Raw genomic sequence first — 24,834 nt, 5'->3', positions numbered from 1 at the left:
AGGCTATTGGGATTCTCGACGGCGCAGAGAAACCATGGCCATCCGAGCGATCTTGTCGCAGGTCATACGGGGCAAGATTGGTCATGGACGCGACACAGGCCACAGATATGGTGGGTTCATGTTTCCGCCTCGCCACTATCCTACGCCCGCCGCCAAATGCGCAGATCTGGTTGTGCATATCGCCGGCCTGACCCTGGCCCTGGTCGGTGGGGGCATCCTGCTGGGGTTGTCCGTGAAGATCGGAACCCTGGGCCAGGTCGCCGCGGTGTCGGTCTACAGCGTGGCCATGGTGGCGATGCTGGGCTTGTCGCTGGCCTACAACTTCGCCAAGCCGACCTGGCGGCCCCTGCTGCGGCGCTTCGACCATGCGGGCATCTTCCTGATGATCGCGGGGTCCTACACCCCCTTCACCACCCAGAACCTGACCGGCGCCTGGTCGGTCGCCATGACCACGGCGGTCTGGTCGCTGGCGACGCTGGGAATCTTCGGCAAGCTGTTCCTGCCGGGGCTGGGTCGCCGCTTCTGGGTCGGGCTCTACCTGGCGCTGGGTTGGCTGGTGCTGGTGGCCATCAAACCGATGGTGGACGGCCTCTCCTGGGTCGCCCTTCTGCTGCTGGCCCTCGGCGGGGCGATCTACTCCACCGGCGCGGTCTTTTACCTGCTGGAGAAGCTGCGGTTCCGCCGGGCCATCTGGCACGGTCATGTGGTGGGCGGGGCGGCTCTGCAGTACGTCGCGGTGCTGATGGGCGTGGTCCTGGCCCAGCACTGAGCATTCAGGAGGCCACGCCCTTCACGATCTTTACGGTGATGGGCTCGCCGGTCACCGCCTTGGCCCTCCAGCTCTGGCCCGAGGGCAGCTCCGTGCAGTAGCGGAAGGGCACGGCGACGGGCTTGGCCTGCTTCAGGCACACCTTGTCGGAGTTTAGGCTCCACGACCCGTTGGAGGCCGTACGCCGGCGGCCCTTGGCCGTATAGGTCCCGTCCTTGTTCAGCCACAGCAAGGCGGTGCGGCCGTCCGGATAGGTGGAGACCACGGTGTTGCCGAAGGCGCGTGTCACCGGCGTGGCCTCGGCGGCGACCGCCGCCATGGGCGCAACCGCCAGGCTGAAGGTCAAGAGCAGGGTCGATGGGATCATGGTCGCGTCCGTCGGCCAGCGAAAGCGCGGCGGCTTGAAAATCCCCTGCCAAGAGGTCGGTTCCATGGCGAGGTGACCGTGTCCGAAATCGGCCAGACGAACCCCGCTCCGCCAACCATGGTCCGCCTGTTTTCAACACAGGAACGAGAGACGACATGGCCACCATCCATAAGGAAGTCATCATCGACGCCCCGGCCGACAAGGTCTGGGCCGCCATCGCCGACGTCGGCGCCCTGCACACCCGGCTGGTTCCGGGCTTCGTCATCGATACAGTGCTGAAGGACGACGTCCGCACCGTCACCTTCGGCAACGGAATGACGGCGGAGGAAACGATCATCACCATCGATCATGCCGAACGCCGCTTCGCCTACAGCGTCTCCAGCGGCCGGCTCACCCAGCATAGCGCCTCAAACCAGGTGTTCGCCGCTGGCGAGGGCCGCTGCCGCTTTGTCTGGATCGCCGACGTGCTGCCCCATGCGGCGGCCGACACCATGGGGCCGATGATGGCCCAGGGCGCCCAGGTCCTGAAGGCCACAATGGAGGCGGCCGCCTGACGTGGGGTCATACTTTCCGGCCGTGCAACTTGGGTTCATGCTCTCTGGAGTTGGGTCCGCAGGCGCGGTCGGAATGACGTCTGCGTGGAACCTCGACCGAGGGCGGACGATGCATGATCTGGTGATCCGAAACGGGCGCGTGGTGGACGGCGCCGAGACCCCGGCCTTCTTGGCCGACATCGCCATCGACAACGGCAAGATCACCGCCATTGGAAAGATCACGCAAGGCGGACGTCGCGAGATCGACGCCGGCGGCCTGATCGTCACCCCGGGCTGGGTCGACATCCACACCCACTATGACGGCCAGGTCACCTGGGACCCCTACCTAGCGCCCTCAAGCTGGCACGGGGTGACCACGGCGGTGATGGGCAACTGCGGCGTCGGATTCGCGCCGGTCCGTCCTGATCGTCACGCCTGGCTGATCGAGCTTATGGAAGGTGTCGAGGATATCCCCGGCGCGGCCCTCTCCGAGGGCATCAAATGGACCTGGGAAACCTTCCCACAATATCTCGACAGCCTGGAGGGACAGCCCCGGGTGATCGACGTGGCGACCCAGGTGCCGCACGGCGCGGTGCGGGCCTATGTCATGGGCGAGCGCGGCGCGCGCAACGAGCCCGCCACGGCCGAAGACATCGCCGAGATGTCGCGCATCGTCGGTGAGGGCGTGGCCGCTGGCGCGCTTGGGTTCTCCACCTCGCGCACCATGCTGCACCTGGCCAAGGATGGCGAACCCGTCCCCGGCACCTTCGCCGCCGAGGACGAACTGCTGGGCATCGGCAGGGCCATGGGTCTGGCTGGCCATGGGGTCTTCGAGATGGCGTCCGACATGGCCCCCGCCGAAGACGAGTTCAACTGGATGCGGTCGTTGTCGGTCGAGACCGGCGTGCCGGTTACTTATGGCCTGCTGCAATCCCCGGCGAAGGCCGATGGCTGGCGCCGCCTGCTGCAGCTGACCGAGGAGGCCCGCGCCGAAGGCGCCCAGATCACGGCCCAGATTGCCTGCCGCCCCACCGGCATGGTGCTGGGTTGGCAAAGTACGGTGCATCCCTTCATCGGCCGCGACACCTATCGCCGGCTCGCCGCCCTGCCCTTCGCCGAGCGGATCGTCCACCTACGCGACCCCGAGGTTCGGGCCAAGATCCTCGCCGAGCCCTCACGCCAGATGGGCGCCATCGGCATGATCCTCACCCAGGGCTTCGACCGGATGTTCCGTCTGGAGCACGAGAGCGGCCTGGACTACGAGCCCCGCGCCGAGGACTCCATCGCCGCCCTGGCGAAGGCCACCGGCCAGGCCCCCGACGCCATCGTCTATGACATGCTCATGGAGAAGGACGGCCGCGGCTACATCTACCTGCCGCTGTTGAACTACGCGGAGTTCAACTTCGACCACATCCACGAGATGATGAACCACCCGAACACTGTGCTCAGCCTGTCGGACGGCGGCGCGCATTGCGGGGTGATCTGCGACGCCAGCTTCCCCACCTACATGCTGACCCACTGGGTCCGCGACCGTTCGCGCGGCGAGCGCCTGAGCCTGGAGAAGGTGGTCTCCATGCAGACCCGAGACACCGCCCGACTTTACGGTCTGCACGATCGCGGGACACTGGCGCCCGGCATGAAGGCCGACCTCAACCTGATCGACTTCGAGAAGCTGGCGATCTTGGCGCCGGAGATGGCCTTCGACCTGCCGGCCGAGGGCCGCCGCCTGATCCAGCGGGCCCAGGGCTATGTCGCCACGATTGTCGACGGCGTTGTCACCTTCGAGAATGGCGAGGCCACCGGCGAAATGCCCGGCAAGCTGATCCGCGGGCCTCAGTACGCGCCGATGGCTCAGGCCGCGGAGTAGCCTCTAGCCCAGATGCCCGCCAGCCTTCGCCCAGGCGAGGAACAGGTCGGGCCAGCAAGCGGCCGATGAACCCTCAGGCGCCCGCAGGCCGAAGCCGTGGGCGCCGCTCTCAAAGACGTGCAGCGCGGCGGGGACGCCGAGGGCGCGCAGCTCCTGGAACGGCTGGATCGAGTTGACCATCGTCACCCGGGCGTCATCGGCGGCATGGAAGAAGAAGGTCGGCGGAGTGTCCTTCGTGAAACCTGGGAACATGTTCTCACGCTGCCCCCTCGGCACGTTCAGATAGGGATAGCCCAGGCACATGAAGCTCGGGGTCGCATCCAGCTTGTCGGCGGCGTCCACCGGCGGATAGAGCGCCTCCGCCCCTCGGGCGACCACGGCTCCGGCGATCGTGCCGCCGGCCGAGAAGCCCATGATCCCGACGCGCTTGGCGCCGGTCGCCTGGACCAGCAGCCGCAGGGCGCGTTTGGCGTCCTGGACGGGGGCGTCCTGCCCCGCATCCCAGCCGTCGCCCGGCAGGCGGTACAGCAGGGCGCCCGCGGCGATCCCGTTGTCGGCCAGCCAGGCGCAGACCTCCTCGCCCTCCTTGTCGAACACCACGCGATTGAAGGCGCCGCCAGCCAGCACCAGGATCGCGGTGTCGGTGGCCTTCTTCGGTCGGTGCAGACTGAAGCGCGGCTTGGTGATCCCGGAAATGTCGCGGCCGGTGGAGCCCTTGTCGACCACATCAACAGCCTTCTCGGTGACGGTCACCTTGGAGCCGCCGGGCGCCCCATCTGGCCAGAGCTCGATCATCTCCGCCGGACTGGCTTTCGCGACGGCCTTGCCGCCCACGCCTGCCAGCGCGGAGGTGAGGATGCCGGCGGCCAGCAGGCCTCGGCGGTCGGTATCGGTCATCAGGCTACTCCGAACTAGATCTGTGCGAGGCCGGCGAACAGGGCGGCGTCGGCCGAGCCCTGGCGATAGAAGACCGGCGGATAGCCGAGGGCCGCCGGCGCCACGATCTCCGCGCCGCCGACCTGCGCCTCGCCCGTCCAGGCGTTCACCCAGGCGGCGCCCGCCGGGAGGTAGACCGTCCGCTCCAGGGCTCCTTCTTCGATCACCGGCGCGACCAACAGATCGGCACCGTAGAGGTACTGAGTCTGGTCGGCATAGGTACTCGGGTCATCCTGGAAGTGCAGGAACATGGGCCGTTGCAGCGGCAGCCCCGTCGCTGCGGCGTCGGCCGACAGCCGCGCCACGTAGGGGGCGAGATGGCGGTAGACCTTCGTCATACGCGCGAAGTGCGACAGGACCTGCGGGTCACCGTCCAACTGCAGGTTTTCGTCGGGCCGGTTGCCTTCGTGGGATCGCATCACCGGCGTGAAGGCCGCCATCTCCGACCAGCGCATCAGCAGTTCGGGAGTACGAACGTTGCCGAACAGGCTGGTGTACCCGCCGATGTCGCTGTGGTGGTAGGCGTTGCCCAGCAGGCCTGAGGACAGCGCCCCGCAGATGACGGTGCCGATCCCGTCATGGCGGCTGAAATCCACCGACTGGTCTCCGGCCCACAGCAGCGGGCAATGGGCCTGCACCCCCGTGAAGCCCGCCCGCAGGAAGAACAGCGCCTCGCCGGTCAGGCCGCGCTTTGCCACGGCTCGGGCGTTGACCTCCGCCCACAGGGTCGGCCAAGCGTTGTGCATCAGCATGCCGTCGACGCCGTTGGCCAGCTTCACGTCGGTGGGCAGGTATTCACCGAAGTCGGCCATCCAGCCGGAGAGGCCGAAGTCCAGCATCTGGCGGCCGATGATCTCGTCTTCGAACCACGCGCAGGCCTCCGGAATCGTGAAGTCCACCACGCCGCAGTCGAACTCGCCGAAGTCGACGATGTAGGGGCCCGCGCCGTCCAGGGTGAGCGCCAGATAGCCCTTTGCCCTGGCCACCTCATAGAGGCTGCCGTCCACCGCCAGGTACGGGTTCACATAGCCCAGGAAGCGGATGCCCTTGGCCCGCAGCTCGCCGATCTGGGTGTCGAGGTTGGGATAGCGCTTGGGGTTCCACTTCCAGTCCCAGAACAGGCGCTTTCCGAAGGAGGTGACGCGCAGCCCGACCCAGTCCTCGCACCAGAGGCCGGCGACCGCGACGTCAGCGTCGAGGAAGTTCTGCAGCCGGTCGAAGCTCTCGGCCCCTTGTTTGAGGCCCACGATGGCGCCCTCCAGCACCCAGGCCGGAAGCTGCGGCTGGCGGCCGAAGCGCTCGGAGAGGACGCCCACGATCTCCACGAAGGTGTCGCGCGCCCAGACCTCGATCTTGGCGGGGATCTCCCAGACTTCGATCTCGTGGAAGCCGTCGTGGCGGAAGTCGAAGACGCTGTAGGCGGTGGTGTCCACGTGCAGGGCGTATCTGCGCGACGAGACATAGGTCGGCTGCGGATAGTTGGTGTTGAAGTAGTCGCCCCCAGCGCCGGCGAGGTCGGCCTGCAGGGTGATCATCCTGCTCTTGTCGCGCCCCACCCCCGGCTCCGAGGTCCACAGCGGGAAGCGCCGGCCGCGCATGTCGAAATAGGACATCTGTTCGCCGCCGCCCCAGATATGCTCGCCGGCCTCAGCCACTGTGCGGATCCACAGGCGGTTGAGGCTGGGATCGGCAGCCTCCAGGCCGATCGCGGCGCCAATGATCGTCAGCACCAGGGCCGGGGCCTCGGACGCCGAGGCCGCCAGATTGATCGAAACCGCGTCGCCCTGCCGGATGATCGTGGCAGCGCGCAGAGGCATCCGCTCGGTGACATAGTCGCCGATCTTGAAGTTTCCCCGCAGCATCTGAACCTCGGGTTCGCCGCGGCCGACGAAGGCGCAGGGCGCGTCGAACGTGTGGCGCAGAATCACCCGTCCGGCCTCGACGACCTCAAAGCCCGAGGGCTGCTCGTTCACCTGCATGCAAACTCCTCTACCCAGAATCCCTGGGGGTCCGCGCGTACAATTCTAATGCGGGCGCCAGACCCGGTTCCGCTAGAAACCCGGCGTCGGCGCGGGCTGTGTTCTCTAGGCCAGCCCCGTCAAGCAATATATCATATAGTCATATAAGTTTGTTGGCTTTGCCAGTCTGTTGTGCAGGTATGCGGCCACTGGCCGGGAAACGGCCGACGGGGCGAATTGCGCACCACTGAATCGGGGGATTTCACCATGAGCATTTCAATTCAACGACGCTACGGCATAGCCTTGGCCGCCTTGATGGCGTCCGCCGCCGTTCCGGCTTTCGCCTTCGCCCAGGCCGATGACGGCCAGGTCGCCGAGGTCGTTGTCACCGCCCAGCGCCGTTCTGAGAGCCTGCAGAAGGTTCCGGTGGCCGTGAGCGTGATCAGCGGCGACCAGCTTGAAGCCCGTCAGACCTTCAGCACCGAGCAACTGGTGGAACAGGTCCCGTCCCTGACCTTCCGGAAGGGCACCACCAACGTCAACTCGTCGCTTAACATCCGCGGGATCGGCACCACCTCCTTCTCCTCGGGTTCGGAACCCGCCGTTTCGACGGTGATCGACGGCGTGGTCTTCGCCCGCTCGGGCCAGGCCTTCTTCGACCTCTTCGATGTGGAACGCGTCGAAGTCCTGCGCGGCCCGCAAGGCACGCTGTTCGGCAAGAACGCCTCGGCCGGCGTGGTCTCGATCATCACCCGCAAGCCCTCGGCGATACCGAAGAGCTTCGTGGAAGCCTCATACTTCGACGGCAACGAATATCGCGTCCGCGCGGGCTACAGCGGTCCGATCAGCGACACCCTGCTGTTCGGCGTGACCGGCGTGTACGGCCAGTACGACGGCAACGCCAAGAACGTCTTCAACGGCGAGACCGTGAACGGCTATGAACGCGCCGGCGTGCGCGGCAAGTTGGAATGGACCCCCACCGAAAACCTGACGGTCAACCTGATTGCCGACTGGACCAACGCGGTGGACAACGCCTCCGCCGACGTCATCGGCTACGCGACTCCGGGCGACGCCATCATCGGCCAGGAAGCCCCGCTGGTGGTGGGGCCCACCAACCGCGACATCAACAATGACGTGGATCCGGTCACCAAGGACAGCAGCTGGGGATATTCGGGCCAGATCGACTATCGCCTGGGCGAATATACCCTGACCTCCATCACCGCCTGGCGCGGCTGGGGCAACACCGAGTACCGCGACGGTGACTACACCGCAGTGCAGGGCAAACGCGTCGGCACCTCGTCCTCGCGCGACACCGGCCTGCTGGACTTCAACCAGTTCACCCAGGAAGTCCGCCTGGCTTCGCCGATCGGCGGCGTGGTCGATTACGTGGTCGGCGCCTATTACTACAAGACCGACCAGGACAACTACTTCAACCGCTTCAACGTCGGCTGCACCGCCACGACCCTGGCCGGCGGCGCCTGCGCCCCGGGTTCGTCCACCTACGCGGTGACCTCGAACGGCACGGCGAACTTCACCACCGGCCTGCAGAACTCCGCGATCTTCGGTCAGGCCAACCTGCACTTCAACGACAGGCTGACCGGCATCGTCGGCCTGCGGCAGTCGCGTGACGAGATCAACTTCAACTTCGCCCGGGTCTCGGCCTTCGCCACGGCCACCGCCGGTGTCCGCCCGAACTTCGCGGCGACGGGCTCCACCACGACGCGGGGCACCTCGGGCCGGCTCGGCCTGCAGTACCAGATCAACGACGACATCTCGGCCTATGTGAACTACGCCCGCGGCTACAAGGGGCCCGCGATCAACGTGTTCTTCAACATGCAGGGCTTCGACACCATCCCGCTGCAGCCGGAGACCTCGGACGCCTACGAAATCGGCTTGAAGACCGCGCTGTTCGACCGCCGCCTGATCCTCAATCTGGCCGCCTTCAAAACGGAATATTCGGGCTTCCAGACCACCAACTTCGACACCGTGGCCGGCACCATCGTCAGCCGCCTGGTGAACGCGGGCGAGGTCTCCACCAAGGGCCTCGAGGCCGACTTCACGGCGCGGCCGATCGCCAACCTGACCCTGTCGGGCGGCGCCAGCTACACCGACGCCAAGATCGAACAGTTCTACTGCCCGCCCGGTTCGCCGGCCTCGTGCTCGGCGGTCAATGGCCAGCCGCTCGGCGCGCCCAAGGGGAAGTGGAGTCTGGCCGCCGACTACCGGGTGGAAACCCCGTCCCTGCCCTTCGACATCAACCTGAACACGTCCTTCGTGCACCAGGACGCCGGCCGCCCGAACGCCAACAACCCGGTGATCGGCCCGGCCCTGGAAGGCTACGGCCTATGGGACGCCAGCGTCGCGCTGGTTGACCGCGACGACCGCTACCGGGTGACCTTCGTCGTCAAGAACATCACCGACGAGTTCTACACGACCGCCCGCATCACCAGCACCTACATCCGCCAGCAGGTGCCGCGTGACTCCGAGCGCTACTACGGCGTCACGATCCGCGCCAACTTCGGCGGCTAAGACCGACAGCCCTGGGCCGTCCGCAGCGCGGGCGGCCCAGGCGCTTTGTTCCGCAAGCGCGGAACCCAGCCGGACTCCCGAGCCTTCTGTCCTCACATTCCAGCGAGGCGCTCATGAGTATTTTCGGCAAGATCTTCGACAAGATTTTCAATCACAAGACCGCGGCCGTCCCGGTCCCCGCGCCGAAGGCCGCTACGCCCGCGGCCCCCGCCGCGCCTGCCGCAGCCGCGCCGGCGCCCGCCCCCGTCGACGTCGAGGCGGTGCTGTCCGACCTGGCGACTCAGAAGGACGGCGGCGGCAACTGGCGCACCTCCATCGTCGACCTGCTGAAGATGCTCGACCTGGATTCCAGCCTTGAGGCTCGCAAAGAGCTGGCCATGGAACTCGGCGTCAACGCCGGCGCCCATGGCAGCGCCGAGCAGAACATCGCCCTGCAGAAGGCGGTCTGGACGAAGCTCGCCGAGAACGGCGGCAAGGTCCCCGCCAGCCTCAGGGACTGACGGGGCGGAGAACCGAAGGGGCGCGCCGGCGTCCCTTTCGGGCCCCGTTAACGGCCATTCAACGCCAAGTCGCTCTACTGGGTCCCCTGCCCCGTGGAGCTATGACTGATGGTGCTAGCCGAGACCTCGATGACGCTGGAGGACGACCGTCGGTCCATCCTGGGCCGCGCCGCCATCGTCGTGGGTCTTCTGGCCTATGCCGGCTTGCTGGCCGGCGCCTGGTGGGCGGTGGTCAACCTGTTGCCCGATCAGATGACCCTGCAGGCCTTCGGCAGGTCCAAGACCGTGGCCGACCTTCACAATCGCATCGTCACCGGAATCGGCCTGGTGGCAGTGATCCTGCCCACCGCGCTGTGGATCGAGTGTCTCGTTGTCGGTTGGCGGCGCAGCTCCACGCGCGCGCTGATCTTCGGCCCCACAATGTCCATGCGCACCGACCTCGCGGTCCTGGTCCTGGGTCAGGGTCATGTTCTTGATCTGGTCGGCAAGGCCATGATGCTGGGCCTGTCGATGATCTCAGGCCTGGCGATCCGCGACTGGATTCAAACGCGGACGGGCTTTGCGGTCGACCTGACCAGCCTGCCCTTCGCCGCCCAGCTGGTGATCTATTTCTACGTCTACACCTTCTTTGACTACTGGACCCATCGCCTGGACCACAGCCGGTTCTTCTGGCCGCTTCACCGCTATCATCACTCGGCGCAGGACTTCTGTGTCGTCACCTCCGCGCGCCAGCATCCGGCCGCCTTCAGCGCCTTCTTCGTGATCAACCTGCCGCTGGGAATCCTGGGCGCGACGCCGGCGGTGATGATCTTCGTCAGCGTGCTGGTGACCACGGTGGGCTTCCTGATCCACTCGCAGCTCACCTCGGACTGGGGCTGGGTCGGCCGCTGGGTGATCCAGTCGCCCCTACACCATCGCCTGCACCACAAGCTGGACATGACCGAGCCGACGGGCCACTTCGCCATGGCGCCCATCTGGGACCGCCTGTTCGGGACCTGGCGCGGGACCGCTGACCCCGCCCTGGTGATCGGCGTGGCCCAGCCCTACCGGCATGGGTTCTGGATCGTCCCCGACCTGCTGCGTGACTACTGGCACTTCTGGTCGGGCTTCGTGGTCCGCCGCAAGGACTAGGCTCTCGAACAACACGTTTGGCGAGCAATAGGCCCGCATGGAGAGTTTACTGGCAGAGCCGCCTGAAATGGGGGCCTCGCCTTTCTCGCGGCGCCAAGCGTCAACCTCGGCGCTGATCCAGGCGCAGCGTCAAAACGTCAAAAAGAACAACACCAATACACATAAGTATATTTCTCCGTTGAAGATCAACAGCGTGAAGTTACTCCACCCATTATTCCAGATTGTGGCTGATCGAAATTTCGACCTATGCGGCATAGACACGGCTGTTGTCGCGAAGATGGCACGCCAGATCGCGCCATAGGCGAGCGCGCAGGCTCGAATCGCTGACCTATGCCTTGTGGGGCGCGCAAAGCCCCCTTGCAGAAGACCTTGACGGCGATCGAATGTTGGACCCGAAGACGAATGTCTCCCAACCCGAAGGTTTCATTCGATACTCCCGCGGCGTGGCGCTGTCCCGCCTAGCCCTCGTCGCCTGTTTCGTCGCCCTCCTGGTGAACTTCACGCCGTGGCACATGGCGGCCCTGGGCGGCCTGGAGTTCGCGCTTTACCTGGCGCTCTTCGCCGCAACCAAGGTCGCATCGCGCCATCCCGACCCGGTCAAGGCGTCCGAGCGTCTTCGCTGGCAGTCCGACGTCCTGATGTTCCTGCTGGTGACCAACGCCTGTTGGCTCGCCGTGCAAATCCGCCTTTACGATGATCCGATCATGCGGGTCGAAGCAGCTTTGCTGGCGATCTGCGTCCTGCTCTTCGCGGCCCTTCGGCTCCATATGAGCCGCTTCAGCTACGCCCTCGGTGTCGCGCCTCCCGTGGGAACCATGATCTGGATCGCCATCGACTGGTCCGACCCGCTCGCGGTCAACCACTATGCCCTAGCGATGCTGCTGTTCGTCGCCGCGGTCCTCTTGGTGACCTCCCGTCAGCAGGCGACCGACCGCAGCCTGACTCAGGCCATGCGCGATCTGACACGACAGAACGCCGCCCTGGCCCAGGCCACCGAAGCCGCGCGGGCGGCGAGCCAGGCCAAGACCGACCTGCTGGCCGTCGCCAGCCACGAGATCCGCACGCCCTTGAACGCCGTGCTGGGCTTCGCTCAGGCGCTGCGAAGCGAGACCCTGTCACCAAGCCAGGCCAACCTGGCCCGCGGTATTGTGGAGGGCGGCCAGCAACTGACAAGGCTGCTGGACGGTGTGCTGAACCTGAGCCACCTTGAGGGCCGTGGCGATCAGTTGAACCTGACGGCGGTAGATCTGCGCGACGTGATCCGGTCGGAGATGCGGGTCTGGGCCCCACACGCTCGAGACCTGGGCCTGTCCTTCACCTTTACTGACGCGGACCCCACGCTCTCGTTCTCCGTCATGGCCGATGCCGCCAGGGTCGAGCAGGCGCTGGTGGCCTTGATCTCAAACGCGATGGACGCCACCCCGTCGAACGGCCGCGTTGAGGTCCGCCTCGCGGGCGCGCCGAAGGGAGACACCCTCAGCGTCCTGATCGAAGTCGCCGACGTCGGCCCCCGCGTGCCTCCGGAGGATCGCCCGCGGATTTTCGAGGCCTTCGATCAGACCGGGCGGGGGCGAGTGCGGGGGACGAGCGGGGTCGGATTGGCCGTCTGCGCCCGGAACCTGGCTCTGATGGCTGGGGAAGTGGGCGTCGCCGACCTCGGCGAGGGCAACGACCCTGTCGAGGGCGCGGTCTTCTGGTTCGCCTTCGACGCCGCCGTGGCGGCCCAGACTCCCGTCGGACCGGTCGGCGCACCACCCCTGGCCGAGGTGATCCGTATCCTGGCCGCCGAGGACAACCCCGCCAACCGCAACGTGCTCGCCGCCCTGCTGGGGTCAACGCGGGTGTCGCTGGTTTTCGCCGAAGACGGCGCACAGGCCCTGGACGCGTGGCGATCCCAGCCGTTCGATCTCATCCTGATGGACGTCAACATGCCGGTGCTGGGCGGCCGGGAAGCCGTTCGTGAAATTCGGCGCGCAGAGCCCGAAGGTGTCCGCATTCCAATCTGGATGCTGACCGCCAACGTCTTTGATGAGGACGTCGCCAACTACCTCGCCGACGGCGCCGACGGCGTCCTGCGCAAGCCGATTGACCTGGCCGAGCTCTTCGACCTGCTCGCCAGAACGGCGGGAGATCTGGGTCAGGATTGACGTCCCGCCCCTGGATCGGGATTTTCCCTCAGCCTGTGCGACCACCGCTGATCGATCTGGTGCCCCAGGTCGGACTCGAACCAACACGCCTCTCGGCAACAGATTTTGAGTCTGCCGCGTCTACCATTTCGCCACTGGGGCCTCAGAGCGGCGGGCAATGTAGCGTCGAGGTGCGACGCCGCAAGCGGCGATTGGGCCTATTGCGCGGCGGCCTCGTCCACGCCCCGGTTCAGGGCGGCAGGGGCGGCCTGCTGGCCGGTTCCGGCGAGACCCTTCGCCGCAAGCACGGCCACACTCTCGACGCGGCATCATCTGAATGATAATCACTCGCAAAGAGTGAGGGCGTCCCTATGAACAATCTGTCGATGGACCGGGTGGAGATCGCCGAAGCGATCCCCGAAGTCGGGATCACGGTTCGGCTGAGCGACGCCTCGGTGGGCGATCGTGGCGTCATCATTGACGTACGCGCCGAGGACGACGGCAAGGATCACGGCGTCGATATCGAGGAGCTTCAACGCCGCCTGCTGGAGTTCGGCTTCGTCGAGGGCGCGCGGCTCGAAGTCATCCATGAGGGCGCGATCGGCCATGATCCCATCGCCGTGCGCCTGGACGATATGCGCATCGCCCTGCGCCGTCGCGACGCTGGCGAAGTGATCATCCTGCTGGACCGTCCATGACCGACGTCGCTCTGTCGCCGTCCCGGGTCGCCCTGGTCGGCAACCCGAATTCCGGCAAGACCGCCCTGTTCAACGCCCTGACCGGCGGTCGCCAGAAGGTGGCCAACTATGCCGGCGTCACCGTCGAACGGAAGGAAGGGACCGTCACTACCGCGTCGGGTCGCACCATCCACGTGCTCGACCTGCCCGGCACCTACTCCCTGCGCGCCCGCAGCCCCGATGAGGTGGTCACCCGGGACGCGGTGCTGGGCCAACTGGCCGGCGAAACGCCGCCCGACGTCATCGTCTGCGTGGCCGACGCTACCAATCTGCGGCTTGTCCTGCGCCTCATCCTGGAGCTGAAGCAGGTGGGCCGCCCCCTGGTGCTGGCGCTCAACATGTTCGACATCGCCCAGCGGCAGGGCCTGCGCATCGACCTCGAGGGCCTGGCCCGCGACATCGGCGCGCCCATCGTGACCACGGTCGCCACCCGCAAGCGGGGCATTGAGGAACTGGTGGCGCAGATCGACGCCACCACCCTTGAGGCCGCCTCCGCGGGCGCTCAGGAGTGGCGTGAACCAGACGCCGGCGAAATTCGTGACGCGCACCGCGAGGCCCAGCGCCTGATGAAGGCCCATGTGCGGCCGCCCGAACATCCAGACACCCTGACCGGCAAGGTCGACTCGGTTCTGCTTCACCCTGTCTGGGGCCTGGCCATTCTGATGGGCATCCTGCTGCTGATGTTCCAGGCGGTGTTCACCTGGGCCACGCCGCTGATGGACCTCATCGACGGGGCGATGACCGGCCTGGGTGGCCTGACGGCCCTCGTCATACCGGACGGCCTGGTCCGCAGCCTGATCATCGACGGCGTCATCGCCGGGGTCGGCAGCGTGCTGGTCTTCCTGCCGCAAATTCTGATCCTGTTCCTGTTCATCATCATGCTGGAGGACTCCGGCTACATGGCCCGGGCGGCCTTCCTGATGGACAAGATCATGGGCGGGGCGGGCCTCCACGGGCGGGCCTTCATTCCCCTGCTCTCTTCCTTCGCCTGCGCCATTCCCGGAGTCATGTCGACGCGCGTGATCGACTCCAAGCGCGACCGCCTGACCACCATAATGGTGGCGCCGCTGATGACCTGCTCAGCGCGAATTCCGGTCTACACCCTGATCATCGGCGCCGTAGTTCCGGCCAAGGTGGTGGGCGGAGTGTTCAGCCTTCAGGGCCTGGTGATGTTCGGCCTCTATGCGGCGGGCATCCTCTCGGCCCTGGGCGTGTCCTTCGTGGTGCGGCGCTTCCTCTGGCGGGGCATGAGCGAGCCCTTCATGATGGAGCTCCCCACCTACAAGAAGCCTGACCCCACCAATGTCGCCCGCAACCTGCTGCTGCGGGGCCAGATCTTCATGACCCGGGCAGGCCGCATCATCCTGCCGCTGATGGTGCTGGTCTGGTTCCTGTCGACCTTCCCCTATGCGCCGGCCGGCGCCGCCGGGCCGGCGATCGACTACAGCTTCGCCGGCATGATCGGCCACTTCATCCAGCCGGTCCTCGCCCCCATCGGATTCAACTGGCAGATGTCGGTGGCCCTGGTTCCGGGCATGGCGGCGCGCGAGGTCGCGGTCGCCGCCCTGGGCACCGTCTATGCGGTGGGCGACGCCGAGCAGGCCAGCGGCGGCCTGTCGGCCCGGCTGGCCGAGCAGTGGTCCCTGGCCTCGGGCCTGTCGTTCCTCGCCTGGTACGTCTTCGCCCCGCAGTGCGTGGCGACGCTGGGGGTGGTGAAGCGTGAGACCAACAGCTGGCTGTGGCCCACTGTGATGTTCGTCTACATGTTCGCTCTGGCCTATATCGCCGCCCTGATCGTCTATCAGGTCACCGTGGCGCTCGGCGGCGGGTAGAACGTTCCAAACACAAGTTAAGCGTGAGCTTTAACGGGGCGATAAACGGCCTGCGCGCAACCTCCGCTGGTGGGAGGCGTGATCATGGAAAAGATCCAAACCGAACGGCGGCGCAAGCCGCGCCCCAAGACCAGCGCCGAGGCCGTGGCCGAGCGCATCCGTCAAACCCTGCTGCTCTTCGGCGGTGAGGCGCATCGCCGGGAGGTCATCATGCAGATGGCCCGGGACTCCGGGGTCGATGTCCGCAACATCCCCGAGGAACTGGAGACGACGGTCATCACCAGTTTCGAGGCGGCGTGGAACGACGCGGAGAAGCGCGAGACCTTCGGCTTCACCCTGCGGTTCGGCGAGGGCTCCCACCGTTGGGGCGTCCGGATGCCGGAGACGGCGCACTAAGCGCCGGCCCGGCGTCGCCCGCCAAGGCGTTGGCCGCTGCCTGAAGGCGATTGAGCAACCGTTTGACCAACGCCACCTCGTCTGGCGACAGCCCGGCGATCAGCGCCGCCTCGTAGGCCAGCGCCAGCGGCGCGATCTCCGCGTGCAGGCGCAACCCCTCCAGGGTCAGGGCCAGGACGTGGGACCGCCCATCGGCGTGGTGATCGGAGCGCCCCAGCAGGCGGCGTTTGAACAGCCCCTGGGCCGCCCGGCTCACCGTCACCTTGTCCATGCCGGTGCGCGAGACAATGGCGCCCTGAGTCAGATCCAACTCCTCCGCCAGCACGCAGATCAGCCGCCACTGCGGAATGGTCAGGCCGAACCGGTCCTCATAGGCCCGGGCGATCAGGCCCGAGACCGCGTTGGAGGCCACCGACAACCGGTAGGGCAGATAGGCGTCCAGCTTCAGCCCCGTCGCGGCCGCGGTATCGGTGGGCTGGGACTGAACGGTCATCTGGCCGCGACCTCCTGTTCGATGGCGCCGAAGATGGAGTGGCGGCGCGCGTCGCGCATTTCAACCCGCACGCGATCTCCGACCCTGAGGAAAGGCGTCTTTGGCGCGCCATGCGCCAGGGTTTCGATGGTCCGCAACTCTGCGAGGCAGGAATAGCCGACACCACCTTCGGCCACAGATTTCCCTGGACCGCCGTCCGGGCCACGATTCGAGACCGTGCCAGAGCCGACGATGGTCCCCGCGCCCAGCGCCCGGGTCTTGGCGGCGTGGGCGATCAGGGTCCCGAAGTCGAAAGTCATGTCGACGCCGGCGTCAGCCTCCCCCAGGGGCTTGCCGTTCAGCTCCACTTCGAGCGCGCCCGTCAGTCGGCCGTCGGCCCAGGCGTCGCCCAGGCTGTCGGGCGTCACAGCCACGGGCGAGAAGGACGAGGCGGGCTTGGACTGGAAGAAGCCGAAGTTCTTGGCCAGTTCGTCGGGGATCAGGTTCCGCAGAGAGACATCATTGGCCAGCATCACCAGACGGATGGCGGCCAGGGCCTCCTCGCGGCTCGCGCCCTGCGGCACATCGCCGGTGATCACCGCGATCTCGCCCTCCATGTCGCAGCCCCAGGCCTCGTCGGCCAGCGGGATTGGATCGCGCGGCGCAAGGAAGCCGTCGGAGCCGCCCTGGTACATCAACGGGTCTGTCCAGAAGCTGGCGGGCATCTCGGCGCCGCGGGCCTTCCGAACCAGTTCCACGTGGTTCACATAGGCCGAGCCGTCCGCCCACTGATAGGCCCGCGGCAGGGGGCTCTCGGCGTCGTGCTCGTGGAAGCGCACCCGGGGGATCGAGCCGTGGTCCAGGCTCTCGGCCAGGCCCTTCAGCAGCGGCTCGCACCGCTCCCAGTCGTCGAGGGCCGCCTGCAGGGTCGGCGCGATATTGGTCGCCTCCACGCACCAGGCGAGGTCGGTGGAGACCACAACAAGGCGCCCGTCGCGCCCCCACTTCAGTGAAGCGAGCTTCATTCCTGGTCTCCCATCATTTCTGTTTTCGTTGAATCGCGGCGCGGAATGACGCGGGTCAGGCGCACTCCACGCTCATAGGCTTGCGGCTGGTAGACGACGACCTCGACGCAGACGTCACCCTTGGGCTGGTCGACCCAGAGGTAGTTTCGTTCAAACTGCGCGGAGCGGCCGGCCGGCGTGAAGCCTTCGTAGGTGTCGCCCCAAGGGGTGACCTGGGACAGGTCCCGCCAACCCAGCTCACAGGCCCTTGCCAGTTCTTCCTCGGCGGCGTCCGCCAAATCCTGCTGGCGGTCGACGCTGGGCATTCAGATACGCACGTCCATGGGGACGGCGGCGAGCGAGCGCTTGTTACGGTCGAGGGGGACGTTCACCTAGGCGGTCTTCCAGCTGTCGACATAGGCGGCATTCTCAACCGTTGCGGCGGCCTCGCCAACCTCCAACGGGTCGCGGGTGTCGATCATCACGGCATATTCATCGGTGGCCGGCTTCGGCTGGCTGAGCATGTTCTTCAGCGCCTTGGGGTGCGGGCCGTGGGTGAAGCCGGACGGATGGAAGGTCATCATGCCGGCGTCGATGCCGTCGCGGCTGAAGAAGTCGCCGGCGTGGTAGAACAGCACCTCCTCGTAGTCGTCATTGTTGTGGAAGAACGGCACCTTCAACGCCCCCGGGTCGGTCTCGAAGGGGCGCGGGGCGAAGGTGCAGACCACGAAGCGGTCGGAGACGAAGGTGGTGTGGACGCTGGGGGGCAGGTGATAGCGGTGGCTGACCACCGGCCGCAGGTCCTTCACGTTGAGGCGGACGGGCGCCAGGTCGCCGTGCCAGCCCACCGCGTCGATCGGATTGTAGGGATAGGTCACCACCGAGACCTGGCCGCGCTTCTTGATCTCCACGCGGTATTCACCAGGCTCCGCCTGATGGTCCCGAAAGGCTTCGTCCATGGCGGGAGTATCCAGCATGGCCGGGTCGAACAGGGCGTGGCCGCCCAGCATTCCCTTATCGGGCAGGGAGAAATGGGTGTTGGTGGCCTGGATCATCAGCACCGCCGTGGGCGCCGTGGGCGCCAGCCGCCACATGGTCCCGCGCGGCAGGTAGAGGTAGTCGCCGGACTCATAGGCGATGTGGCCATAGTCGCAGAACAGGTCCCCCTGCCCTTCATGGACGAACAGCAGCTGGTCGCCGTCGGCGTTGCGAGCGAGGGCCGGCATAGGCGCCGCCAGCTTCCAGAAGCGCATCTCCACGGCGGCGTTGTGCAGGACGATGGGCGCGCTCCAGGGGGAGCCGGGCGCCTCGTTCAGGCGGGCGAGGTCGAAGGCGCGGGGGCGCAGCGGGCCCTCGAAACTGGTCCAAGATGTTGGTGGCCGTGGATGGTGCAGGAAGGCCGCGGGACCGAAGAACCCCTCCTTGGAGACCTCCCGCTCGTAGGTGCCGGGGGGCATGTCGGCGTGGGCCTGGCGGGAGTGAACCCCTTGTGCGCCACGGATTGGGATCCAGTTGCGAGCCATCACGCCTCGTCCTTGTAGATGCCGACCGACATTGGCCGACTTTCGACCGACATAGACCGGTACATACCCGAAGTGTTGAAGCTCCAGGCCACGTCGCCATTGGGCGCGACGGCGATCACGCCGCCGTCGCCGCCGAGCGCGGTCAACCGACGTTGCACCACCTCATCGACCGCGGCCTGCAACGAAAGGCCCTTCAGCTCCACCAGGGCCGAGATGTCGCGCGCCACCGTCAGGCGGATGAAGTACTCGCCAGTCCCGGTGGCCGAAACCGCGCAGCCGGCGTTGGAGGCATAGGTCCCGGCCCCGATCAGCGGTGAGTCCCCCACCCGGCCCCAGCGCTTGCCGGTCGTACCGCCGGTGGAGGTGGCGGCGGCCACATCGCCGTGGATGTCCAGGGCCACCGCCCCCACCGTGCCGTGCTTGCCCTCGTCGTGGGCCAGCCCCTGGGCCGGGTCGGGCCGGTCGGCGCCGAGGGGCTCGGGCGGGATCGGCAGGTGCTCGGCCTTCAGGAAGTTGGTCAGGCTGCGCCAGCGCCGGGCGGTGTGGAAATGGAACGGCTCCACCAGTTCCTCACCCTGGTCGGCGGCGAAGTCGTCGGCGCCCTTGCCGATCAGCATGACGTGGCCCGACCGCTCCATGACCGCGCGAGCCAGGCTGATGGGATGGCGCGCGCGGGTGACGCCCGCAACTGCGCCGGCGGCAAGCGTCCGGCCCTCCATGATGGCGGCGTCCAGCTCGTTGCGGCCCTCCGCGGTGAAGACCGCGCCCCGGCCGGCGTTGAACAGGGGATCGTCCTCCAGCAGGCGGACGGCGGTTTCACAGGCGTCGAGGGCCCGGCCGCCGGCCTTCAGCACCTCGGCGCCGGCCTGGGTCACCCGCGCCAGGGCGGCGCGATAGGCGGCCTCCTGCTCAGGCTTGAGGTGGGCGCGTTCGATCACGCCCGCCCCGCCATGCACGACAATGGCCCATTTCGGCGGCAATCAGCCCTCCTTGGCCGGCAGCACCCCGCGGCGCACCTGGTCCAGTTCGATGGACTCAAACAGCGCCTTGAAGTTGCCCTCGCCGAATCCCTCGTTGCCCTTGCGCTGGATCAGTTCGAAGAAAATCGGGCCGATCATGTTCTCGGTGAAGATCTGCAACAGCAGACCCTGACCCTCGGTGGGCGCCCCGTCCATCAGGATCTGGTCGGCGCGCAGGCGCTGCAGGTTCTCCTCGTGCCCCTTCACGCGATCCGGGAGTTGCTCGTAATAGGTCTCCGGCACCGACTGGAAGCGGACCTCGCGGTCCCGCATGGCTTCCACCGCGTGGTAGATGTCGCCGGTCCCCAGCGCCACGTGCTGGATGCCCTCCCCGTGATAGTCCTTCAGGAACTCCTCGATCTGCGAGTGGTCGTCCTGGCTCTCGTTCAGCGGGATGCGGATCTTGCCGCAGGGACTGGTCATGGCCTTGGAGATGAGGCCGGTCTGGGCGCCCTCGATGTCGAAGTAGCGGATCTCCCGGAAGTTGAAGATGCGCTCATAGAAGTCGGCCCACTTGGCCATGTTCCCGCGGAACACATTGTGGGTCAGGTGATCCAGATAGGTCAGGCCGACACCGTTCCGGACTTCCGCCTCGGCTGCGCCGGCGATCGGGACGAAGTCGACGTCGTAGATCTCCTGGGCCCCATAGCGGTCCACCAGATAGAGGTTCGAGCCGCCGATCCCCTCGATGGCCGGGATGTTCAGCTCCATGGGGCCGACCGGGCCCAGAACCTGCTTGGCGCCGCGCTCAAGCGCCAGGGCCATCGCCTTGGCGGCGTCCTTGACCCGGAAGGCCATGGCGTTGGCCGAGGGGCCGTGGATCTGGCGGAAGTCGGCGGGCTGGCCGCTGGGCTCCATGTTCAGCAGGAAGTTGATGTCGCCCTGGCGCATGCGGATGACATTCTTCGAGCGGTGCCTGGAGACCGCCGTGAAGCCCATCTTCTCAAACAGACCCTTGAGGAGGTCGGGGTCGGGGGCGGTGAACTCAACGAATTCGAAGCCGTCGGTGGCCAACGGATTGTCGAACAGGTCACGGGAGGGGGCCTGGGCGTTCATCTGCGCACTCCTTCCAGGAGATATAGTATCATATGAAACCAAATGCCTGATCCGAGCCCAGGAGACAAGGGCGACGGGCGCTGGTAGCAAACGAGTGAACAGCCTCCTCGGATCGCCATGCTTCGCAAAATGTACGACTGGGTCATGAACCTGGCCGGGTCGCGCCACGCGCCCGTGATGCTGTGCGGCGTCTCCTTCGCCGAGAGTTCGTTCTTCCCGATCCCTCCCGACGTGATGTTGGCGCCCATGGTGCTGGCGCGGCCGGAGCGGGCCTTCTTCTATGCGGGACTCTGCACGATCTCCTCGGTGCTGGGCGGCTGTCTCGGCTATTTCATCGGCTACCATCTGGGCGACCTTGGCCACTGGCTGCTGGCCCTGATGGGCCACCCGGAGGGTGACACCGCCTTCAAGGCCTGGTTCGACGAGTGGGGCCTGTGGGTGATCCTGATCAAGGGTCTGACCCCGATCCCCTACAAGCTGGTTACCATCGCCTCGGGGCTGGCCGAGTTCTCCTTCGTGACCTTCCTCTGGGCCTCGGTGGTGACCCGCGGGGCGCGGTTCTTCCTCACCGCCACCCTGCTGAAATACTTCGGCCCGGCGGTCCGCGAGGAGGTCGAAAAGCGGCTGACCCTGTACACCGTGATCGGCCTGACCGTTCTGGTCGGTGGCATTGTTGCGCTGAAAGTCTTGGGCTGAGCCGGTTTTTGCGCTCATATCGCGCGCCATGATGCAGCTGATCCGCGCCGTTCTCGACCGTTGGGCCTTCTGGGCTCTGGGCTCGTCCGCCCTGATGCTGGCGATCGCCCACGCCTTCGAAACCTTCGGCGGCTACGCCCCCTGCACGCTCTGCCTGCGGGCCCGCGAGGTCTATTGGGTCGCGGGAAGCCTCGCCCTGATCGCCATCGTCGTCTGCAAGCTGCCACGCGGGGCCCGCTGGCGCGGGCTGTTCAACGCAGCCCTGGCCCTGGTCTTTGCGGTCGGCGTCGCCGTCGCCGTCTATCACGCCGGGGCGGAGTGGAAGTGGTGGCCTGGCCCCACGACCTGCGCGTCCACGGGGGCGGGGGTCAGCACTGAGGCCATGACCGACCTGCTGGGCGGCGCCAAGATCCGGCCACCGGCCTGCGACGAGGCCGCCTGGGTGTTCCTGGGCCTGTCCATGGCCGGTTGGAACGCGCTGATATCGCTGAAGCTGACGATCTACAGCGCCTGGGCGGCGCTACGCGACCGGCGCCGGCCATGAGCGACAAACCCGTTCCCCACCGCCCCGGACAGGGCGCCACCGCCGCGCGCCTGGCCGAAATCCTGCGGGTGGATCATGCCGGCGAGATGGCGGCGGTGCAGATCTATCGCGGCCAGCGCGCGGTGCTCGGCGCCTCCAAGGGCCATGAGCGCATCACCGGCCAGCTGGCGGAGATGGAGGGCCATGAAGCCGTCCACCTGGCCCGCTTCGACGCCCTACTCACCGACCACCGGGTGCGCCCCACCGCCATGACCCCGGTCTGGCGGCTGGCGGCCTTCGCCCTGGGCGCCGGCACGGCCCTCATGGGCGAGAAGGCGGCCCACGCCTGCACCGAAGCGGTCGAGGACGTGATCGAGCAGCACTATGCCGGCCAGGTCGCCGAGCTCACCGACCGCGAGCCCGAACTGGCCGCCGAACTCTCCAAGTTCCGGGACGAGGAACTGGCGCACCGCGACCACGCCGTCGAGGCGGGCGCCCGTGACGCGTTCGGCTATCCGATCCTGGCCGCCGTCATCCACGCGGGTTGCAAGGCCGCCATCAAGATCAGCGAGAAGCTATGACCGACGCGGAGATCGAAGCCCTGCGCCGTGGCGCCGAGGCGCCCGTCGCCGCGGGTCCCGCCGATATCGACGCCGCCGCTGACGATCTCAACGCCGCCTTCCGCACCGATCCTCAGTTCTGCTGGTTCCTGCGCGACGACGCCCAGCGCGAGGCCGCCCGCCTGCGCTTCATGAAGATGCTGCTCAAGGAGATCGCCCTGCCGACCGGCGAGGTGACCCGTCCCACCGGCGGTGGCGCGGTCTCCATCTGGATTCCCTCAGAAGCGCTCGGCCCCAACAGCTTGATGCAGGAACTGCGCGTCCTGCCCACCATCCTGCATGCCACCGGCCTGGGCCGGATCGGGCGCCTGTCGGCCATGCGCAAGATCATGGACGAACTGCATCCCATGGAGCGGCCCCATGCCTACCTGTGGTTCCTCGGCGTGCGGCCGGAGGCCCAAGGACTGGGGGTCGGTTCGCGGATGCTGAAGGCCGGTCTGGCCAAGGTCGACGCCGCGGGCCTGCCCGCCTATCTGGAATCCTCCAACGAGGCCAATGTGCCGCTCTACCGCCGCTACGGCTTCGAGGTGATGACTGAGTTCCGCGCCCGCGCCGACGCCCCGCCCGCCTGGGCCATGTGGCGCGAACCCCAGGCCGTGTGACCGGCCCGGCCCGCACACTGCTGCTCACCCGGGGCCTCCGCGCCTTCGGAGATGGCTTCGTCGCACTGCTATTGCCGGTCTATCTGACGGCCCTGGGATTCTCCCCGCTGCAGGTAGGGATGCTCACCACCGCTACCCTGCTGGGCTCGGCCGCTCTTACCCTCGCGGTCGGCGCCGTGGCGCACCGGGTCAGCACGCGGCGCCTGCTGATCGGCGCCTCGGCCCTGATGTGCCTGACCGGCCTGGCCTTCGCGGGGTTGGCGGGGTTTTGGCCCCTGGTGATCGTCGGCTGCGTCGGCACCCTCAACCCCTCCGGCGGCGACGTCAGCCCCTTCCTCCCCCTGGAGCAGTCGATGCTGGCGCACAGCGCGCCGGACGCCGAGCGCACCAGCCTGTTCGCCCGTTACAGCCTGACCGGCTCGCTGATGGTGGCGGGCGGGGCGCTGGCCGTGGGCCTGGCCGAACAGCTGGGCCGCCATTTCGCCTGGACCCATCTCGACATCGCCCGCGGCATGTTCGGGCTGTACGCTGTCCTCGGCCTGGTGGTGATGGTCCTTTACCGAGGGCTGCCGGCGGTGGAGAGCGACGCAGAGAAGGCCCGCCAACCCCTAGGCCCCTCCCGCAATCGGGTCTTCCTGCTGGCAGGTCTGTTCAGCATCGACAGCTTCGGCGGCGGATTCCTGGTCCAGTCGCTACTGGCCCTCTACCTCTTCCAGCACTACGGCCTGTCGCTGACCGCCGCGTCGGCCCTGTTCTTCTGGATGGGGGTCCTCACCGCCTTCTCGCAGCTCGCCTCCGGGCGGTTGGCGCGGAAGATCGGCCTGGTGAACACCATGGTCTTCACCCACATCCCGGCTAACCTCTGCCTGATGCTGGTGGCCTTCGCGCCCAACCTGACGGTGGCCATGGGGCTGCTTCTGGTGCGTTCCACCCTCTCGGCCATGGATGTGCCGGCGCGGTCCTCCTACGTGATGGCCATCGTCACCCCGCCCGAGCGCGCGGCGGCCGCCAGCCTGACCAATGTGCCCCGCAGCCTGGCCTCGGCGCTCAGCCCGTCGATCGCCGGCCTGTTGCTGACGCTGAGCCCCTTCGCCTGGCCCCTGCTGATCGGCGGCGGCCTGAAGATCGGCTACGACCTGCTGCTGCTCTTGATGTTCCGGACGGTGAAGCCGCCGGAGGAGATGAGCTAGCGCGTCCCAAGCGTCCGGCGGCCGAGGGCCAGCAGGACGGCGAGAACCGCCTCCACGGTCATCGGCAGCACCATCTCGGGCGCCAGCCCCTCCATCCCCGCCGTGATCAGCCGGCCCGTCAGAGCCAGGCTGACCAGCACCAGGGGGACGGTCACCAGCCGCCGGTCATTGCGGATCGCCGCGGCCAGGGCAAAGCCCCCCATGCCGCCGAAGAAGCCGCCGACATCGGCCCGCAAGGTGGCCAGGCCCAGGCCGCCGATGGGCGACAGGCCGAGCGTCGCGGCGGGAACCGCCGGGTCGACCCAGATCCTCAGGGCGCCGATCAGGGCGAGCACGCCGAGGGCGCCGACGAGCAGGCGGGGCAGGAGACGGAGCATGATAGAGTTCCAGATCGCTTGATTGTGGCGCGATACATGCCACTATTTACGCAAAGAGCGAAACCGGCAGG

Annotated in this window: 26 protein-coding genes and 1 tRNA gene; 16 read left to right on the top strand and 11 right to left on the bottom strand. The window is 67.1% G+C overall.

The annotated features are described in order from the left end of the window. The first annotated feature begins 118 nt into the window (after positions 1-118). Positions 119-769, top strand: coding sequence for a hemolysin III family protein (locus tag Q7J39_RS11880; RefSeq protein ID WP_304824823.1), 651 nt, complete (start codon positions 119-121; stop codon positions 767-769). 4 nt (positions 770-773) lie between these two features. Here Q7J39_RS11880 and Q7J39_RS11875 read toward each other — a convergent pair whose 3' ends face one another. Continuing rightward, positions 774-1,136: a hypothetical protein gene (locus tag Q7J39_RS11875; RefSeq protein WP_304824819.1), complete on the bottom strand. Its 363-nt coding sequence runs from the start codon at positions 1,134-1,136 to the stop codon at positions 774-776. Between the two features lie 155 nt (positions 1,137-1,291). Here Q7J39_RS11875 and Q7J39_RS11870 point away from each other — a divergent pair, with 155 nt between their 5' ends. After that, positions 1,292-1,690 carry an SRPBCC family protein gene (locus Q7J39_RS11870; protein ID WP_304824814.1) on the top strand — a complete coding sequence of 133 codons (399 nt, stop codon included), beginning with the start codon at positions 1,292-1,294 and terminating at the stop codon, positions 1,688-1,690. Positions 1,691-1,799: 109 nt separating this feature from the next. Further along, a complete protein-coding gene (locus Q7J39_RS11865) occupies positions 1,800-3,536 on the top strand; it encodes an amidohydrolase family protein (RefSeq protein ID WP_304824811.1) in 1,737 nt (578 codons plus the stop codon). Positions 3,537-3,539: 3 nt separating this feature from the next. Here the strand turns inward: Q7J39_RS11865 and Q7J39_RS11860 are convergent, their stop codons facing one another. After that, positions 3,540-4,433: an alpha/beta hydrolase gene (locus tag Q7J39_RS11860; protein WP_304824808.1), complete on the bottom strand. Its 894-nt coding sequence runs from the start codon at positions 4,431-4,433 to the stop codon at positions 3,540-3,542. A gap of 14 nt (positions 4,434-4,447) precedes the next feature. After that, a complete protein-coding gene (locus Q7J39_RS11855) occupies positions 4,448-6,451 on the bottom strand; it encodes an alpha-glucosidase (protein WP_304824805.1) in 2,004 nt (667 codons plus the stop codon). 246 nt (positions 6,452-6,697) lie between these two features. On the opposite strand from Q7J39_RS11855, the gene Q7J39_RS11850 reads away from it, so the two are divergent. The 5 genes from Q7J39_RS11850 (at position 6,698) to Q7J39_RS11830 (ending at position 12,737) form a co-directional block, all read left to right on the top strand. Beyond that, positions 6,698-8,959, top strand: coding sequence for a TonB-dependent receptor (locus Q7J39_RS11850; RefSeq protein WP_304824802.1), 2,262 nt, complete (start codon positions 6,698-6,700; stop codon positions 8,957-8,959). A 113-nt stretch (positions 8,960-9,072) separates the two neighbouring features. Beyond that, entirely contained in the window at positions 9,073-9,459 is a 387-nt protein-coding gene (locus Q7J39_RS11845) for a DUF3597 domain-containing protein (RefSeq protein WP_304824799.1), read from the top strand. A 108-nt stretch (positions 9,460-9,567) separates the two neighbouring features. Further along, positions 9,568-10,590: a sterol desaturase family protein gene (locus Q7J39_RS11840; RefSeq protein ID WP_304824797.1), complete on the top strand. Its 1,023-nt coding sequence runs from the start codon at positions 9,568-9,570 to the stop codon at positions 10,588-10,590. Between the two features lie 37 nt (positions 10,591-10,627). After that, positions 10,628-10,891, top strand: a complete 264-nt coding sequence (locus tag Q7J39_RS11835) for a hypothetical protein (protein WP_304824793.1) — start codon at positions 10,628-10,630, stop codon at positions 10,889-10,891. A gap of 142 nt (positions 10,892-11,033) precedes the next feature. Continuing rightward, complete coding sequence (locus Q7J39_RS11830; protein WP_304824790.1) at positions 11,034-12,737, top strand: response regulator; 1,704 nt, start codon at positions 11,034-11,036, stop codon at positions 12,735-12,737. Positions 12,738-12,794: 57 nt separating this feature from the next. Here Q7J39_RS11830 and Q7J39_RS11825 read toward each other — a convergent pair. After that, positions 12,795-12,878, bottom strand: a tRNA-Leu gene (locus Q7J39_RS11825). Between the two features lie 209 nt (positions 12,879-13,087). On the opposite strand from Q7J39_RS11825, the gene Q7J39_RS11820 reads away from it, so the two are divergent. From Q7J39_RS11820 to Q7J39_RS11810, 3 genes are all read left to right on the top strand, one after another. Next, positions 13,088-13,414 carry a FeoA family protein gene (locus tag Q7J39_RS11820; RefSeq protein WP_304824787.1) on the top strand — a complete coding sequence of 109 codons (327 nt, stop codon included), beginning with the start codon at positions 13,088-13,090 and terminating at the stop codon, positions 13,412-13,414. Beyond that, complete coding sequence (locus Q7J39_RS11815; RefSeq protein WP_304824784.1) at positions 13,411-15,285, top strand: ferrous iron transporter B; 1,875 nt, start codon at positions 13,411-13,413, stop codon at positions 15,283-15,285. Before Q7J39_RS11820 ends, Q7J39_RS11815 begins: the two co-directional genes overlap by 4 nt. Positions 15,286-15,369: 84 nt before the next feature. After that, positions 15,370-15,681: a hypothetical protein gene (locus Q7J39_RS11810; protein ID WP_304824781.1), complete on the top strand. Its 312-nt coding sequence runs from the start codon at positions 15,370-15,372 to the stop codon at positions 15,679-15,681. On the opposite strand, the gene Q7J39_RS11805 is transcribed toward Q7J39_RS11810, so the two are convergent. The 6 genes from Q7J39_RS11805 to hppD form a co-directional block, all read right to left on the bottom strand. Further along, entirely contained in the window at positions 15,617-16,174 is a 558-nt protein-coding gene (locus Q7J39_RS11805) for a MarR family winged helix-turn-helix transcriptional regulator (RefSeq protein ID WP_304824778.1), read from the bottom strand. The two genes, Q7J39_RS11810 and Q7J39_RS11805, sit on opposite strands and share 65 nt — an antisense overlap. Beyond that, entirely contained in the window at positions 16,171-17,178 is a 1,008-nt protein-coding gene (locus Q7J39_RS11800; protein ID WP_304824775.1) for a fumarylacetoacetate hydrolase family protein, read from the bottom strand. Before Q7J39_RS11800 ends, Q7J39_RS11805 begins: the two co-directional genes overlap by 4 nt. Continuing rightward, complete coding sequence (locus Q7J39_RS11795) at positions 17,175-17,483, bottom strand: hypothetical protein (RefSeq protein ID WP_304824772.1); 309 nt, start codon at positions 17,481-17,483, stop codon at positions 17,175-17,177. The genes Q7J39_RS11800 and Q7J39_RS11795 overlap by 4 nt, the downstream gene beginning before the upstream one ends. Before the next feature lie 66 nt (positions 17,484-17,549). Next, the gene (locus Q7J39_RS11790; RefSeq protein ID WP_304824769.1) at positions 17,550-18,680 is read right to left on the bottom strand and encodes a homogentisate 1,2-dioxygenase; all 1,131 of its coding nucleotides are present in this window, start codon (positions 18,678-18,680) and stop codon (positions 17,550-17,552) included. Then, a complete protein-coding gene (locus Q7J39_RS11785) occupies positions 18,680-19,660 on the bottom strand; it encodes an isoaspartyl peptidase/L-asparaginase family protein (RefSeq protein ID WP_304824766.1) in 981 nt (326 codons plus the stop codon). Before Q7J39_RS11785 ends, Q7J39_RS11790 begins: the two co-directional genes overlap by 1 nt. Then, the gene (hppD, locus tag Q7J39_RS11780; protein ID WP_304824763.1) at positions 19,661-20,755 is read right to left on the bottom strand and encodes a 4-hydroxyphenylpyruvate dioxygenase; all 1,095 of its coding nucleotides are present in this window, start codon (positions 20,753-20,755) and stop codon (positions 19,661-19,663) included. Between the two features lie 117 nt (positions 20,756-20,872). Here hppD and Q7J39_RS11775 point away from each other — a divergent pair, with 117 nt between their 5' ends. Genes Q7J39_RS11775 through Q7J39_RS11755 form a run of 5 tightly spaced genes read left to right on the top strand, consistent with a single transcriptional unit; the run spans position 20,873 to position 24,386 of the window. Beyond that, positions 20,873-21,451 carry a YqaA family protein gene (locus Q7J39_RS11775; protein WP_304824760.1) on the top strand — a complete coding sequence of 193 codons (579 nt, stop codon included), beginning with the start codon at positions 20,873-20,875 and terminating at the stop codon, positions 21,449-21,451. Positions 21,452-21,479: 28 nt separating this feature from the next. Beyond that, complete coding sequence (locus Q7J39_RS11770) at positions 21,480-21,995, top strand: disulfide bond formation protein B (RefSeq protein ID WP_304824757.1); 516 nt, start codon at positions 21,480-21,482, stop codon at positions 21,993-21,995. After that, positions 21,992-22,555 (top strand): demethoxyubiquinone hydroxylase family protein, encoded by a 564-nt coding sequence (locus Q7J39_RS11765; protein WP_304824754.1) that lies wholly within the window; start codon positions 21,992-21,994, stop codon positions 22,553-22,555. The genes Q7J39_RS11770 and Q7J39_RS11765 overlap by 4 nt, the downstream gene beginning before the upstream one ends. Continuing rightward, entirely contained in the window at positions 22,552-23,196 is a 645-nt protein-coding gene (locus Q7J39_RS11760; RefSeq protein WP_304824752.1) for an N-acetyltransferase, read from the top strand. Before Q7J39_RS11765 ends, Q7J39_RS11760 begins: the two co-directional genes overlap by 4 nt. Beyond that, positions 23,193-24,386 carry an MFS transporter gene (locus tag Q7J39_RS11755; protein ID WP_304824749.1) on the top strand — a complete coding sequence of 398 codons (1,194 nt, stop codon included), beginning with the start codon at positions 23,193-23,195 and terminating at the stop codon, positions 24,384-24,386. Before Q7J39_RS11760 ends, Q7J39_RS11755 begins: the two co-directional genes overlap by 4 nt. Here Q7J39_RS11755 and Q7J39_RS11750 read toward each other — a convergent pair. Beyond that, positions 24,383-24,763: a hypothetical protein gene (locus Q7J39_RS11750; protein ID WP_304824746.1), complete on the bottom strand. Its 381-nt coding sequence runs from the start codon at positions 24,761-24,763 to the stop codon at positions 24,383-24,385. The genes Q7J39_RS11755 and Q7J39_RS11750 overlap by 4 nt on opposite strands. Between the last annotated feature and the right edge of the window lie 71 nt (positions 24,764-24,834).

The sequence above is a fragment of the Phenylobacterium sp. genome, assembly GCF_030651185.1.
In the GTDB taxonomy this organism is placed as follows: domain Bacteria; phylum Pseudomonadota; class Alphaproteobacteria; order Caulobacterales; family Caulobacteraceae; genus Phenylobacterium.
The sequence above is the reverse complement of the archived record's forward strand: the minus strand, read 5'-3'. Positions and strand labels throughout refer to the sequence as shown.

What these genes read in the sequence shown, in the direction of transcription:
- hppD (WP_304824763.1), bottom strand. Translation starts at nt 20,755, where the DNA reads ATGAACGCCCAGGCCCCCTCCCGTGACCTGTTCGACAATCCGTTGGCC.
- Q7J39_RS11845 (WP_304824799.1), top strand. Translation starts at nt 9,073, where the DNA reads ATGAGTATTTTCGGCAAGATCTTCGACAAGATTTTCAATCACAAGACC.
- Q7J39_RS11750 (WP_304824746.1), bottom strand. Translation starts at nt 24,763, where the DNA reads ATGCTCCGTCTCCTGCCCCGCCTGCTCGTCGGCGCCCTCGGCGTGCTC.
- Q7J39_RS11800 (WP_304824775.1), bottom strand. Translation starts at nt 17,178, where the DNA reads ATGAAGCTCGCTTCACTGAAGTGGGGGCGCGACGGGCGCCTTGTTGTG.
- Q7J39_RS11775 (WP_304824760.1), top strand. Translation starts at nt 20,873, where the DNA reads ATGCTTCGCAAAATGTACGACTGGGTCATGAACCTGGCCGGGTCGCGC.
- Q7J39_RS11855 (WP_304824805.1), bottom strand. Translation starts at nt 6,451, where the DNA reads ATGCAGGTGAACGAGCAGCCCTCGGGCTTTGAGGTCGTCGAGGCCGGA.
- Q7J39_RS11865 (WP_304824811.1), top strand. Translation starts at nt 1,800, where the DNA reads ATGCATGATCTGGTGATCCGAAACGGGCGCGTGGTGGACGGCGCCGAG.
- Q7J39_RS11760 (WP_304824752.1), top strand. Translation starts at nt 22,552, where the DNA reads ATGACCGACGCGGAGATCGAAGCCCTGCGCCGTGGCGCCGAGGCGCCC.
- Q7J39_RS11805 (WP_304824778.1), bottom strand. Translation starts at nt 16,174, where the DNA reads ATGACCGTTCAGTCCCAGCCCACCGATACCGCGGCCGCGACGGGGCTG.
- Q7J39_RS11880 (WP_304824823.1), top strand. Translation starts at nt 119, where the DNA reads ATGTTTCCGCCTCGCCACTATCCTACGCCCGCCGCCAAATGCGCAGAT.
- Q7J39_RS11765 (WP_304824754.1), top strand. Translation starts at nt 21,992, where the DNA reads ATGAGCGACAAACCCGTTCCCCACCGCCCCGGACAGGGCGCCACCGCC.
- Q7J39_RS11835 (WP_304824793.1), top strand. Translation starts at nt 10,628, where the DNA reads ATGGAGAGTTTACTGGCAGAGCCGCCTGAAATGGGGGCCTCGCCTTTC.
- Q7J39_RS11820 (WP_304824787.1), top strand. Translation starts at nt 13,088, where the DNA reads ATGAACAATCTGTCGATGGACCGGGTGGAGATCGCCGAAGCGATCCCC.
- Q7J39_RS11795 (WP_304824772.1), bottom strand. Translation starts at nt 17,483, where the DNA reads ATGCCCAGCGTCGACCGCCAGCAGGATTTGGCGGACGCCGCCGAGGAA.
- Q7J39_RS11790 (WP_304824769.1), bottom strand. Translation starts at nt 18,680, where the DNA reads ATGGCTCGCAACTGGATCCCAATCCGTGGCGCACAAGGGGTTCACTCC.
- Q7J39_RS11875 (WP_304824819.1), bottom strand. Translation starts at nt 1,136, where the DNA reads ATGATCCCATCGACCCTGCTCTTGACCTTCAGCCTGGCGGTTGCGCCC.
- Q7J39_RS11815 (WP_304824784.1), top strand. Translation starts at nt 13,411, where the DNA reads ATGACCGACGTCGCTCTGTCGCCGTCCCGGGTCGCCCTGGTCGGCAAC.
- Q7J39_RS11770 (WP_304824757.1), top strand. Translation starts at nt 21,480, where the DNA reads ATGATGCAGCTGATCCGCGCCGTTCTCGACCGTTGGGCCTTCTGGGCT.
- Q7J39_RS11840 (WP_304824797.1), top strand. Translation starts at nt 9,568, where the DNA reads ATGGTGCTAGCCGAGACCTCGATGACGCTGGAGGACGACCGTCGGTCC.
- Q7J39_RS11860 (WP_304824808.1), bottom strand. Translation starts at nt 4,433, where the DNA reads ATGACCGATACCGACCGCCGAGGCCTGCTGGCCGCCGGCATCCTCACC.
- Q7J39_RS11850 (WP_304824802.1), top strand. Translation starts at nt 6,698, where the DNA reads ATGAGCATTTCAATTCAACGACGCTACGGCATAGCCTTGGCCGCCTTG.
- Q7J39_RS11870 (WP_304824814.1), top strand. Translation starts at nt 1,292, where the DNA reads ATGGCCACCATCCATAAGGAAGTCATCATCGACGCCCCGGCCGACAAG.
- Q7J39_RS11810 (WP_304824781.1), top strand. Translation starts at nt 15,370, where the DNA reads ATGGAAAAGATCCAAACCGAACGGCGGCGCAAGCCGCGCCCCAAGACC.